At 47.0% G+C, this 13,082-nt stretch carries 15 protein-coding genes; 14 read left to right on the top strand and 1 reads right to left on the bottom strand.

Features of this window, described 5'->3' with window-relative positions; all coding sequences use genetic code 11:
- The first annotated feature begins 226 nt into the window (after positions 1–226).
- The 13 genes from OW491_RS12665 (at position 227) to ureG (ending at position 10,736) form a co-directional block, all read left to right on the top strand.
- On the top strand, positions 227–3,028 hold the full coding sequence (locus tag OW491_RS12665) for a monovalent cation/H+ antiporter subunit A (protein WP_075179145.1): 2,802 nt from the start codon (positions 227–229) through the stop codon (positions 3,026–3,028).
- Positions 3,028–3,393: a Na+/H+ antiporter subunit C gene (locus OW491_RS12660; RefSeq protein WP_290036305.1), complete on the top strand. Its 366-nt coding sequence runs from the start codon at positions 3,028–3,030 to the stop codon at positions 3,391–3,393. Before OW491_RS12665 ends, OW491_RS12660 begins: the two co-directional genes overlap by 1 nt.
- A complete protein-coding gene (locus OW491_RS12655; RefSeq protein ID WP_215150641.1) occupies positions 3,393–4,916 on the top strand; it encodes a monovalent cation/H+ antiporter subunit D in 1,524 nt (507 codons plus the stop codon). Before OW491_RS12660 ends, OW491_RS12655 begins: the two co-directional genes overlap by 1 nt.
- Complete coding sequence (locus tag OW491_RS12650) at positions 4,917–5,408, top strand: Na+/H+ antiporter subunit E (RefSeq protein WP_178967916.1); 492 nt, start codon at positions 4,917–4,919, stop codon at positions 5,406–5,408.
- Complete coding sequence (locus OW491_RS12645) at positions 5,402–5,671, top strand: K+/H+ antiporter subunit F (protein WP_075171139.1); 270 nt, start codon at positions 5,402–5,404, stop codon at positions 5,669–5,671. Before OW491_RS12650 ends, OW491_RS12645 begins: the two co-directional genes overlap by 7 nt.
- Positions 5,672–5,683: 12 nt before the next feature.
- Positions 5,684–6,046, top strand: coding sequence for a Na+/H+ antiporter subunit G (locus OW491_RS12640; protein ID WP_075171140.1), 363 nt, complete (start codon positions 5,684–5,686; stop codon positions 6,044–6,046).
- Between the two features lie 273 nt (positions 6,047–6,319).
- Positions 6,320–6,622, top strand: a complete 303-nt coding sequence (gene ureA, locus OW491_RS12635; RefSeq protein ID WP_075171141.1) for an urease subunit gamma — start codon at positions 6,320–6,322, stop codon at positions 6,620–6,622.
- Between the two features lie 9 nt (positions 6,623–6,631).
- Complete coding sequence (locus tag OW491_RS12630) at positions 6,632–6,937, top strand: urease subunit beta (RefSeq protein ID WP_075179143.1); 306 nt, start codon at positions 6,632–6,634, stop codon at positions 6,935–6,937.
- A 10-nt stretch (positions 6,938–6,947) separates the two neighbouring features.
- The gene (gene ureC, locus OW491_RS12625; protein ID WP_075171143.1) at positions 6,948–8,651 is read left to right on the top strand and encodes an urease subunit alpha; all 1,704 of its coding nucleotides are present in this window, start codon (positions 6,948–6,950) and stop codon (positions 8,649–8,651) included.
- A 49-nt stretch (positions 8,652–8,700) separates the two neighbouring features.
- Positions 8,701–9,186: an urease accessory protein UreE gene (ureE, locus tag OW491_RS12620; protein ID WP_290036301.1), complete on the top strand. Its 486-nt coding sequence runs from the start codon at positions 8,701–8,703 to the stop codon at positions 9,184–9,186.
- A 20-nt stretch (positions 9,187–9,206) separates the two neighbouring features.
- Positions 9,207–9,407 carry a hypothetical protein gene (locus OW491_RS12615; RefSeq protein ID WP_290036300.1) on the top strand — a complete coding sequence of 67 codons (201 nt, stop codon included), beginning with the start codon at positions 9,207–9,209 and terminating at the stop codon, positions 9,405–9,407.
- Positions 9,408–9,416: 9 nt separating this feature from the next.
- On the top strand, positions 9,417–10,082 hold the full coding sequence (locus tag OW491_RS12610; protein WP_075171146.1) for an urease accessory protein UreF: 666 nt from the start codon (positions 9,417–9,419) through the stop codon (positions 10,080–10,082).
- 33 nt (positions 10,083–10,115) lie between these two features.
- Positions 10,116–10,736, top strand: a complete 621-nt coding sequence (ureG, locus tag OW491_RS12605) for an urease accessory protein UreG (protein ID WP_075171147.1) — start codon at positions 10,116–10,118, stop codon at positions 10,734–10,736.
- On the opposite strand, the gene OW491_RS12600 is transcribed toward ureG, so the two are convergent.
- A complete protein-coding gene (locus OW491_RS12600) occupies positions 10,733–11,314 on the bottom strand; it encodes a hypothetical protein (RefSeq protein ID WP_290036298.1) in 582 nt (193 codons plus the stop codon). The two genes, ureG and OW491_RS12600, sit on opposite strands and share 4 nt — an antisense overlap.
- Before the next feature lie 253 nt (positions 11,315–11,567).
- Between OW491_RS12600 and OW491_RS12595 the strand changes: the two genes are divergently transcribed.
- Positions 11,568–13,055, top strand: a complete 1,488-nt coding sequence (locus OW491_RS12595) for a helicase HerA-like domain-containing protein (protein WP_075171149.1) — start codon at positions 11,568–11,570, stop codon at positions 13,053–13,055.
- Positions 13,056–13,082 lie beyond the last annotated feature (27 nt).

Raw genomic sequence — 13,082 nt, 5'->3', positions numbered from 1 at the left:
AAACTATTATAGACAGCGTTTGCTTAAGTGCCGAATATTGTTTATGTTTTTGAGCCTCTTTTACTATGCTTGTAGGATAGACGTAGAATTTTAACATGCGATAATCTATGCCTCATGTATTAAGGTTACCGTCTTCTAGTGTGTCAGTGGAGTAATGCAGTTGATTAAATAGTACGTATAGAAAGCCCGATAAGAGATAAGTTAAATAGGACCGGAAAAATTGCGTATGGATTTGTTTTTACTGCTGGTATTACCCCTAGTTGGTATTGTTGTTCCTCTATTGGCTAAAAGCTGCAGCCGCACTTTGTGTGCTTTTTTGACAGCGATCGCCCCCGTTACGGCTTTAATTTTGCTGCTAACGATGAGCCAAGATTTATTGGATGGTGTCGTACTATCGTCATCCATTTCATGGATACCTGCTATGGGGATGGATCTGTCAGTCCGCCTTGATGGTTTGGTTTTCCTCTTCTTGATACTGATCTTCGGCATCGGCGCATTGGTGATACTCTATGCGCGTTATTACTTGTCGCCCGACGACTCGATGGGGCGGTTTTATTGTTACTTCATGATGTTTATGTCCGCTATGGTGGGTGTGGTCGCATCAGGTAACATTATTCAGATGTGGTTTTTTTGGGAGCTGACCAGTATTAGCTCCTTCTTGTTAATCAGCTTTTGGTCTTCACGTACTGATGCTCGCAAAGGGGCACGAATGGCACTAACCGTCACCGGGGCTGGTGGTCTCGCTCTGCTGGCAGGGTTGCTTTTAGTTGGCCAAGTTGTAGGTAGTTTTGATTTAGAGACTGTACTTAACAGCGGTGATGCTCTCAGGGAGTCCGGCGAATACCCATTTATTTTAGTGTTGGTGCTGTTAGGTGCCTTTACTAAATCAGCGCAGTTCCCCTTTCACTTTTGGTTGCCTCAAGCAATGGCAGCACCTACGCCGGTCAGTGCTTACTTGCATTCTGCGACCATGGTAAAAGCGGGTATTTTCTTGATGGCCCGTTTTTACCCCGTTCTGTCCGGCACGGAAATGTGGTTCTTAATTGTTAGTTTAACAGGCTTATGTACCTTTCTTTTTGGTGCGTATATGGCCTTGTTTAAGCACGACCTTAAAGGTTTGTTGGCTTACTCAACGATCAGCCATTTGGGACTGATAACGTTGCTGTTTGGTTTGGATACTCGTTTAGCAACCGTGGCGGCTATCTTCCATGTTATCAACCATGCAACGTTTAAAGCATCGCTGTTTATGGCGGCCGGTATTATTGATCATGAGTCGGGTTCGCGAGATATGCGCCAGCTTAATGGTTTGTGGAAGTATATGCCGTACACGGCCACGTTGGCGATTATCGCGGCTGCGTCAATGGCTGGTGTTCCTTTGCTGAATGGCTTCTTATCAAAAGAAATGTTCTTCAACGAGACGTTAGATCAAGGCTCGTTAGGGTCGCTATCATGGATTATTCCGGTACTTGCAACCTTGGGCGGTGTTTTTTCCGTCGCGTATTCAACGCGATTTATTCATGATGTGTTTTTTAACGGCGAGCCCGTTAATTTACCGAAAACCCCTCATGAGCCGCCGCGCTATATGAAACTGCCAGTTGAGATATTGGTGGGTTGTTGCTTGCTGGTGGGTATTGTCCCCGGTTTAGTGGTTGCTCAGTTATTAAACGCGGCCTCATCCGCATCTTTGTTGGGGCCTGTGCCATATTACAGTTTGGCAATTTGGCATGGCTTTAACTTGCCGCTAATGATGAGTTTTGTGGCAATGGCTGGTGGTTTCTTTGTGTATTATAACCGCCGAACCTTGTTTCATTTTCAAATGCAGTTTCCAGAACCGGACTCAAAAGTCGTTTTTGAACGTTGGGTTCAAAGAGCGATTAAAGCGTGCCGGTTTGGTCATGCCTATATCGAAAATGGCTCGCTACAGCGTTATATCTTCTTGCTGTTGTTAGCCACGCTGGCCGTTACAGTGACACCGCTTACCGCTTTGCAGCAAACATCGGGTCTGAAACCGCAATTACCTATGGATGCTGCATCAGTAACCGCTGCTATCTTGCTGGTGCTCAGTGCAGTAGCAACGGTGATCTGGAACCGTAAACGGCTGGTGGCTTTGTTGATGTTATCCGTTGTGGGGTTGATTGTTTCAATCGCTTTTGCGCGGTATTCCGCTCCCGACTTAGCGTTGACCCAGTTAGCGGTAGAGGTAGTGACGGTTATTTTGTTAATGTTGGCGCTCTTCTTTTTACCTCAGCAAACGCCTAAAGAATCGTCGCCGCGTCGATTGGTCAGGGATATAGGTATTTCTGCCTTAGTAGGTGGTGTGATTGGTACCGTCAATTACGCCATGATGACCCGTCCACTTGAGACGATATCTGACTTTTTTGTTGCTAACAGTAAAACCGGTGGTGGCGGTACCAACGTGGTTAACGTCATTTTGGTCGACTTCCGAGGCTTTGATACCTTAGGTGAAATAACCGTGTTAGGTATCGCTGCTATTGCAATTTATAAGCTTATTGTGGGAATGCGTTTGTATATGCCTTCCGGCGATGAGTATGGCCGTCATTGGAGTACCGACACATACCCAATGGTACTTGCCGTTATCTCTCAAATTTTGTTGCCTCTGGCCTTGTTAGTCTCGGTCTACATCTTCCTTAGAGGGCATAATGAACCCGGCGGCGGCTTTATTGCTGGCTTGATTACCGGAGTCGCGCTCATACAACAGTACATCGCAAACGGTGTTGGGTGGATGAAAGCGCGCGTCCATATTAATTATCAGTGGATGATCGGCTCAGGCTTGTTAATAGCTGCTTTTACCGGTGTAGGCAGTTGGTTCTTCGATAAGCCTTTCTTAACATCATGGTTTGATTACTTTAAATGGCCTTGGGTGGGTAAGTTTGAGCTCGCCAGTGCCATGTTATTTGATTTAGGTGTGTACTTAACCGTTGTCGGAGCAACTATGCTGATTTTGGCTAACTTAGGAACATTAACGACATCGGAACGTCCGGATGAACGCGTGTTGGAGGATCAGTAATGGAATTGATTTATGCTGCCTGTGTAGGGCTGTTAACAACATGCGGGATTTTTCTAACGCTACGCGGACGTACTTTTCCTGTTGTTGTCGGTTTAACTATGCTCTCGTATGCCGTTAATTTATTTTTGTTTTCAAGCGGCCGCTTGGTGGTGAATCAGCCTGCTGTGCTTGGTCAATCGGAAACGTATGCCGATCCTTTACCACAGGCCTTGGTGCTGACAGCCATTGTTATTGGTTTTGCAATGACGGCGTTTGCCGTGATCCTAGCAATGCGTGCGCGTGCAGATTTAGGCAATGATCATGTTGATGGTCAGGATTTTGGGACAGATCAATTAGCGGATAAGGACAAGGAGAAGTCTAAGTGATGGATCACTTGCCCATTTTACCTATCCTAATACCGATGTTGGCCGCTGTTTTGATGTTGTTGCCACCGGTGGCCAACAGCCTAGAGCGCCAGCGTGTTGTAGCATTTGTTGCCTTGCTTGGGCTGGTTGGCGTGGCTATCGAACTGCTCATAATTAGTTTGAGTGGGTCGATTCAAGTTTACCAACTAGGGAACTGGCAAGCGCCTTACGGCATAGTGCTGGTGGTTGATCGCTTAGCTATTTTAATGGTGCTGCTGACGGGCGTATTAGCCTTAGGAGCATTATTGTATTCGACGGCCGGCGATGACCGAGGCGGAGTGTTCTTTTATCCGCTCTTTATGCTGCAAGTAATGGGTATCAGCGGAGCATTTTTTACCGGTGATATCTTTAACCTCTTTGTGTTTTTTGAGGTGCTGTTATTAGCCTCGTATGCACTGTTAATACATGCTGGCGGTAAACAGAAAACCCAAGCTAGCCTGCATTATCTAATCTTAAACCTCATCGGCTCTTCGCTATTTCTGTTCGCCCTAGGCATTCTTTATGGCACCTTAGGAACGCTTAATATTGCCGATATGGCACTCAAAGTACGCGAACTACCTGAGGCAGAACAACAATTGGCGCGTATTGGCGGGCTATTGCTGTTGATCGTCTTTGGTCTTAAATCTGCCATGTTCCCACTTCATTTTTGGCTGACCAAAACCTACTCAAGTGCTAGTGCACCTGTGGCGGCGCTGTTTGCGATTATGACAAAGGTGGGGATATACAGTATTTGGCGAATCCATACAGTTGTGTTTGGACACCATGCAGGTGAGCTTGCCAACCTAATCCAGCCTTGGCTGTGGCCGGCTGCAATCTTGACGATATCCGCGGGTACTTTGGGCGCATTGGCAAGCCAATCCTTACGCCAGTTAGTGTCTAACTTGGTGATCGTGTCTGTTGGTACTATGTTAAGTGCGGTAGCCATTAATACTGTGCAAGCCACCACGGCTGGGCTTTATTACTTGATACATTCAACGTTGGTTACCGGGGCGCTCTTTTTGCTGGCTGATGCAATTGCCGAACAGCGTGGTAAAGCGTCTGACCGGTTTGTTCGTGCTCGACGAATGACCAGCTCGCTGCCTTTAGGCATAGCATTTGCCATCGGTATTTTATCCATGACCGGCCTACCACCGTTTTCCGGATTTGTGGGTAAGGTATTAGTGCTGCAATCCAGTGTGGGCGCTGCCCAAATGGCATGGGTATGGGGTGCTGTTTTAATCGCTAGTTTGATGAGTGTTATTGCCGCTTCACGGGGCGGATCAACCTTATTTTGGCGTATTAGCAGCGAGACCAATGAGAAAAAAATAATCGCGAAACCCAAGCTGTTTGCCATCTACTTTTTACTATCTGCTTCTCCGTTGTTAGTGATTTTTGGTGGTCAAGTCTCAGACTTTACCTCGCAAGCCGCGTTACAGTTATACCAATTGGGCGTTCAGCCTGAGTTATTGTTACCCACTACACCATCATTAGGGAGTCCTGAGTAAATGCTACGACGTATATTCCCTATGCCAACTCACAGTATAGTGCTGTTTATTGTGTGGCTGTTGCTTAACCAATCGATAGCGCCGGGACATCTACTGTTGGCGTTGATTTTTGCGCTCCTGATTCCGATTCTAGTGGGAGGTATGCAAGCTGAGCAGCCGCACATTAGGCGTCCTATTAAAGCCGTTATATATTTTCTGCGAGTTTTGGTTGATATCATCGTTGCGAATATCGAGGTAACGGTGCAGCTCATGCGTCCGGTTAAGTATTTACAGCCAGCATTTGTCGCGATTCCGCTGGAGCTAACAGGAGACTTTCCTATTACTGTTTTGGCAAGCACCATTTCGTTAACGCCGGGTACCTTGTCAGCTGAGGTTTCAGAAGATAAGCAGTGGTTATATGTGCATGCGTTGCATATGAAAGATGAAACCACCCTAGTGCGTGAAATTAAGAAACGGTATGAAGCGCCGCTTTTGGAGATATTCGGATGCTAGAAATTAGCTTGATGATCGCCACTGCAATGGTCATGGTGTCTTTAGTGCTTAATGTATGGCGGCTGTTTCGTGGGCCAGATAAGCCTGATCGAATATTGGCGCTGGATACTATGTATATCAACAGTATTGCGCTGATTTTATTGTTTGGTTTGTTTATGGGTACCGCCATTTATTTTGAAGCGGCGCTGATGATTGCAATGCTGGGCTTTGTAAGCACAGCGGCTTTGTGCAAGTACTTATTGCGCGGCGACATAATTGAATAAGGGTAGTGTGTTATGCCATTTTGGGTAGAGTTGATAGGCTCAATTTTAATACTATTAGGTGGTTTCTTTGTGCTAATGGGCTCTATAGGTTTGGTGAAAATGCCAGATTTCTATATGCGATTGCATACACCGACTAAAGCGACCACGTTAGGGATGGGGGCTATATTGATTGCCTCTATGATATTGGTGAGCGTCAATCAAAATGGGTTAAGTGCGCATGAATTGCTTATTAGCATTTTCTTGTTCATTACCGCACCGGTTACAGCCATGATGATGGCCAAAACGGGTTTGCATTACCACCTTAAAATCCACAAGGGTACGCTTAACCGCGATCTGGCGGACATTGCTAAGCAGCGCCAGCCGCCCAATCACTGATTCGTTGCGCACCAATGTGGACTTGAGGGTCAGTATTGGTGCGCTTTCTGTTCAATAACAGTGCTCTACGTTCAGGTGACTGCTCAATAAATATCGGCCCACCTTTCATCTAAGTCGCTTCTCCCCCTAAATAAGGCGCTTATCGTGTGCCTCATCCCTTCTTGATAAAGAGAAAAGTTATAAAGCGCTAACTGGTATATTCTTTGCTTTTCTGGTCTAGTTAACGATAGATAGTTGACGAGTCGATCAGGATTAGAGGAGGTACCGAAAGCGATGGAACTTACCCCGCGCGAGAAAGATAAACTCTTGTTATTTACCGCAGCCTTGTTGGCAGAGCGCCGCAAAGATCGAGGCTTAAAGCTCAATTACCCTGAGTCGATTGCTTATATTAGTGCCGCTATTCTTGAAGGTGCACGTGATGGAAAAACCGTTGCCGAGCTGATGGATTATGGCCGTACTTTATTAACGGTTGATGATGTCATGGATGGTATAGCCGAGATGATTCATGAAGTGCAAGTTGAGGCCACTTTTCCAGACGGTACCAAGCTAGTCACTGTTCATGATCCCATTGTGTAGGAGACCATTATGATTCCGGGCGAAATGATTACACAAGCGGGCGATATAACCTTAAATGCAGGACGTGAGACGGTAACGATTAGCGTCGCAAACACGGGTGATCGACCTATTCAGATTGGCTCACACTACCACTTTTATGAAGCCAATAACGCTTTGCGATTTGAGCGCGATAAAACGCGTGGTTTTCGTTTAAATATAGCCGCTGGCACCGCGGTGCGGTTTGAACCAGGGCAAAGTCGAACCGTTGAGCTGGTCGCGTATGCGGGTGACCGCAAAGTGTTTGGCTTCCAAGGCAAAATAATGGGCACCCTGTAAGGAGATTCGGATGGCAACTATTTCACGACGCGCCTATGCAGAGATGTTTGGCCCAACCACGGGTGACCGCGTTCGACTAGCGGACACCGAGCTATTTTTAGAAGTAGAGCGGGATTACACCACCTACGGCGATGAAGTTAAATTTGGCGGGGGCAAAGTTATCCGTGATGGCCAAGGTCAAGGCCAAGCACTGAGTGCAGAGACGGTCGATCTCGTCATCACTAATGCCCTGATTTTAGATCACTGGGGTATTGTAAAAGCAGACATCGGCATTAAAGCCGGTCGTATTGCGGCCATAGGTAAAGCCGGTAACCCTGATGTGCAGCCTAATGTAAATATTATTATTGGCCCTGGCACCGAAGTGTTGGCTGGGGAAGGCTCCATTGTTACAGCCGGTGGTATTGATGCGCATATTCATTTTATCTGCCCGCAACAAATAGATGATGCACTTATGTCGGGCGTAACCACCATGATTGGCGGGGGTACTGGCCCTGCAACAGGTACAAATGCGACAACCTGTACACCAGGGCCTTGGAATATTCATCGTATGCTGCAAGCGGTGGATAACTTGCCGATGAATATAGGTTTCTTAGGTAAAGGTAATGCGAGCCAGCCTGAAGCTCTGCGTGAGCAGGTAGAGGCGGGTGTAATGGGCTTAAAACTGCATGAGGACTGGGGAACGACTCCGGCGTCCATTGATTGCTGCTTGTCCGTTGCTGAAGAGATGGATATTCAGGTCGCCATCCACACTGACACTCTAAATGAGTCCGGTTTTGTAGAAGACACGCTAGCAGCGATAGGTGATAGGGTTATTCATACGTACCATACAGAAGGGGCCGGAGGCGGGCATGCGCCTGATATTATTAAGGCGGCAGGCCTTTCTAATGTGCTGCCTTCATCGACCAACCCAACACGTCCTTATACGATCAACACCGTTGATGAACATTTGGATATGTTGATGGTATGCCATCACCTCGATCCCAGTATTGCTGAGGACGTAGCTTTTGCTGAGTCGCGGATTCGTCGTGAGACCATTGCCGCCGAGGATATCCTGCATGATTTAGGTGCTTTTTCGATGATTTCTTCAGACTCCCAAGCGATGGGACGGGTGGGGGAGGTCATTACCCGTACATGGCAAACAGCACACAAAATGAAAGTGCAACGAGGGCCGTTAGAGGGTGATTCAGCTGATAATGATAACAATCGTCTGAAACGTTACATCGCAAAATATACGATTAATCCCGCGTTAGCCCATGGTATTTCTCATGAAGTCGGTTCAATTGAAGTAGGTAAGCTTGCTGATATTGTGCTTTGGAAGCCTGCGTTCTTTGGGATTAAGCCCAGCACTATTTTGAAAGGCGGCATGATTGCAGCCGCCCCGATGGGCGATCCCAATGCCTCAATTCCTACCCCGCAGCCGGTGCATTACCGTCCTATGTTTGGTGCGATGGGAGGTGCCTGTCATGCTACGTCAATGTTGTTCTTATCGCAGGCCGCCGCTAAAACGGACTTGGCCGAACAGCTAGGCTTAAAGAGTTTGATTGGTGAGGTAAAAGGCTGCCGTACGGTACGTAAAGCCGACATGATTCACAATAACTATCAGCCTGATATTTCAGTCGATCCGCAAACCTATGAAGTAAAAGCGGACGGGGTATTGCTAACATGCGAACCTGCCGACGCGTTGCCAATGGCACAAAGATACTTCTTGTTTTAGACCGTTCACGTTAAAAAGACGGTGTTGAATAAGTGAGTAAGAGGGAACAATGAAGCAATTTACTAAACAAGTTGACGTGAGCTTGGCTAGCCAAGCCACATTAAGCTTGCCTATCAATAAACGTATTAAAGGGCGCTTGCGGGTCGAGTTAGACACGGGCGAAGAAGCGGGCTTATTTTTACAACGAGGCATCACGCTACGCGATGGAGATCAAATCGCTACGGAGGATGGCTATGTTGTTCGTATTATCGCCGCGAACGAGTCTGTATCCACCGTTCAATGTCATGATCCGTTGCTACTCACTCGTATTGCTTACCACCTAGGTAATCGGCACGTACCTTTACAGGTAGGGGATGGCTTTGTCCGTTATCAGCATGATCATGTACTCGACGATATGGTGAAGGGGTTAGGAGGCCAAGTAGTTAGTGAGCAGGCGCCTTTTGAGCCTGAGGCGGGCGCCTATGGCGGCAGTAGTAGTCATGGACATCATGAATACGGCCGCCATCACGCGCACGCACATGATCACGAGCATTAATTTTTTGGGAGTTAATTAAAATGAAACATCTAATCACTGCGGCTACGGTTGCTCTAGTAAGCCCTTCGGTATTGGCACATAACAGCGAAACAGCTTCGAGCCTACATGCAAGCCTCTTACACCAGCTTACCGCTCCAGAACATGTATTGCCGTTAGTAGCTGTGCTCGCTCTGGCTGCGTATGCTCCGGCGCTTTATCGTCGTATTCGCAACCGTAAGTAAGACACACAGATGCTAGCGGATTTACGACTCTATCAATTAATTAGCCCTTCTTTGCCTATTGGAGCGTTCACCTATTCGCAAGGCTTGGAATGGGCAATAGAAGCTGGCTGGGTAAAAAATGAGCAGGCTTTGGAGCAGTGGCTCGAAAGTGTGCTGGCACATAGTGTTAGTACGCTCGAATTACCTGTGATGATCCGCTTATGCCGAGCGTTTGAGGGGCAAGATATTGAAGCGGTTCATTACTGGACTCAGTTTCTGATTGCCAGCCGAGAAACCTCAGAGCTTCGTAAAGAAGAGCGACAACGAGGCCAAGCATTGGCCACCTTATTGCCCAACCTCAATGTGGCAATGGACGATTCCGTTATCGAAGCCGTGCGTAGCACGCAGATAGCCGGCTTTGCACTGGCCGCGCAACAGTTTGATATTTCAATTCAATCGGCGTGCGCGGGATATTTATGGAGTTGGTTAGAAAATGCTGTAATGGCGGGTGTCAAACTGGTGCCTTTGGGGCAAACATCAGGGCAAAAGTTGCTTATGCGCTTGAGCGAGCGAGTCCCAACGGCAGTTGAACGAGCATTAGCCATAGTGGATGACGAGGTGGGTAGTTCTACACCTGCATTGGCTATCGCCAGCAGCCGCCATGAAACACAATATACACGGCTATTCCGTTCCTAATGAATAGCCAAATTAGATGAAAAGGATATAAAAATGAGCGAGTACAAATCCCCGTTGCGTATTGGTGTGGGTGGTCCCGTAGGCTCAGGTAAAACGGCTTTATTAGAGGCATTGTGTAAGTCGATTCGTGATGATTACAACATTGCCGTTGTAACGAATGATATTTATACCCAAGAAGATGCCAAAATTTTAACCCGTGCTGAAGCGTTAGATGCTGATCGAATTATCGGCGTAGAAACAGGTGGATGCCCGCATACCGCAATACGTGAAGATGCGTCAATGAACTTAGCGGCAGTAGATGAGTTAGCACGTCGACATAAAACGCTCGATCTCGTTTTTGTTGAAAGTGGCGGTGATAATCTAAGCGCTACGTTTAGTCCTGAGCTAGCGGATCTTACCATTTACGTGATTGATGTTGCCGAAGGGGAAAAAATCCCGCGTAAAGGCGGTCCGGGTATTACGCGTTCGGATTTATTAGTCATTAACAAAATTGATTTAGCACCTTACGTAGGCGCAGACTTGAATGTGATGGATCAAGACACTAAGCGCATGCGTCCTAATTCGCCTTATGTGTTCACCAACTTAAAAACAGGTGAAGGCTTGCAAGTGATTATCGATTTTATTATCAAACAAGGGATGCTAGATGCTGCCTAATTAGGCAGCATCACGTACAAAGCAAGAATGCTTAAAGCGGCTATGTGTAAGCTAACTACCCAGCCGCTACAGCGAACATAGACTTCATCCTGACTAGGGTGGTTGAGGGCGGTTTGAATGATCCGGCTTCCTGGCCAGCCACCTAAAAGCTCAGCAATCAGCAGCTCTATACCACTGACTCGGTTTTTATAGCGGTGGCGTAGCTTGTCGCGGTGCAATGTAACTACGCATGCAATTGACATCCCAATGTATAACAACAAGGGGAGCATGGTAGCGGGCGTTACTAGTACACACAGCAAAAGTGAAATAAAACAAGTAAACCAGGTTGCTCCAGTGACTCGCGAGTAGCGGAAACTGCCCACATTTACCCCGCTAGCATGGATGCCATAGGCTTGTAAGCGCCCACCAGCAACAGCTTTTAAGTCGAATGTGACTTTTTCACCCGTAAATGGCTTAAATGTGCTGTCCTGTATGCCATTAATAGTAAAGGGAATTTCGGAGCTTTCATGGGACGTCTGGATTACTCCACAGCCGTCCTCTTCATTCCATTGAATGATACGACCTGTGAACGTTGGCATTTTTTACTCGATTTCGATTTCCGTTAATACATTGCAAATGAAGAGTGTTTAAAACACGCCACATCATTTGCGCTCACGCTCGTAATGTAGCGCTAATTACGCGGGCTTGCTAGTGTCGCATTTTGTAGACTTTTTTTGTGTAGGTCTTGGTGGTGGCCGTGTGCTCGGCAGACAAAGACGAATTAAGCTGTTATAAACGGGTTGTGCGCTTTACTAGTCAACGTCTTTTTCTTTACGTAGAGGTTTTTTAACAATGGATTCAGGAATTCTGATTGGTGGTTGTGACGCGGGTAAAATTTATCTGGATCCACGTTATGCCAATCGACACGGATTAATAGCGGGTGCTACAGGTACCGGTAAAACGGTTACTTTGCAGTGCCTAGCCGAGGGTTTTTCGGATATTGGTGTTCCTGTTTTTATGTCTGATGTAAAAGGCGATCTAACGGGGTTGAGCCAAGCAGGTAGCCCTCATCCTAAGGTTGATGAACGCGTTGAAAAAATAGGTATCGATGGTTACTCACAGCGCGGTTATCCAATTTCGCTATGGGATGTGTTTGGTGAAAAAGGTACCCCGGTTCGCTCTACTATTTCAGAAATGGGGCCGCAGTTGTTGGCTCGCCTTTTAGACCTCAATGATACCCAAGAAGGTGTGTTAACCCTCGTTTTCGAATATGCAGATGATGAAGGTCTATTGTTGGTTGATCTCAATGACTTGCGCACCTCCCTAAACTTTATTGCAGAACACGGTAAGGAAATAGATGCTCAGTTGGCGGTTTCAAAAGCGTCGGTTAACGCTATTTTGCGCCGCTTATTAATGCTAGAGCGCGAGGGTGGCGAGGCTTTTTTTGGAGAGCCAGCTCTGCAACTGCAAGATTTTATGCAAGTGGATCGAGATGGCCGCGGGATTATCAATGTTCTAGAGTCGGAAAAGTTAATTCGAAGCCCACGAGTTTATTCAACCTTCTTACTATGGCTCTTGTCTGAGCTGTTTGAAAACTTGCCTGAAGTGGGTGATGCGGATAAACCCAAAATGGTCTTTTTCTTCGACGAAGCGCACTTGTTGTTTAGCAATGCTTCTCGCGTATTGGTTGAGAAAATAGAACAGGTTGTGCGCTTAATTCGCTCTAAAGGTGTTGGCGTTTACTTTATTACTCAAAGCCCAGCTGATTTACCGGATAATGTGCTAGGTCAGCTCGGTAATCGTGTGCAGCATGCGCTGCGAGCCTTTACGCCTAAAGATCAAAAAGCCGTGCGGGTTGCTGCGCAAACTTTCCGTGCTAATCCCAAGGTAGATACGGAAGAAGCCATTACACAAATGGGTGTGGGGGAAGCGTTGGTATCGGTCTTACAAAAAGGTGGTGTCCCTTCGGTTGTTGAACGAACCTTGATTCGCCCTCCATCGTCTCGTATGGGGCCGGCGAGCGAGCAAGAGTGTGCATTGCTTATCAAAAACGACCCTATGAATCGCCGTTATGCTGAGGCATACGATCCTCGTTCTGCGCATGAGATTTTACTAGAACGAACGGCTAAACGTATTCAAGATGAAGAAGCCGCAGAAGCACAAGCCGCCAAGGAAAAAGAAGAAGCCAAAGCCGCTAAGCGTAGTTCAGGACGTAGTAGTAATCGCCAATCAGTAACCGAAGCCTTAATGAAGTCAGTAGTGCGTAGTATCGGTAGTAGCCTGGGGCGCAGTGTGGGAAAAAGCCTGCTGCGGGGGATTTTGGGATCGTTAATTAAGTAAGCACTGCGCACTGGCAATAAAGCACCC

It is taken from the genome of Neptunomonas sp. CHC150, from assembly GCF_030397555.1.
Lineage (GTDB): Bacteria > Pseudomonadota > Gammaproteobacteria > Pseudomonadales > Balneatricaceae > Neptunomonas > Neptunomonas phycophila.
Note: the sequence above shows the minus strand (reverse complement) of the source record. Positions and strands in the feature narration are given on the sequence as shown.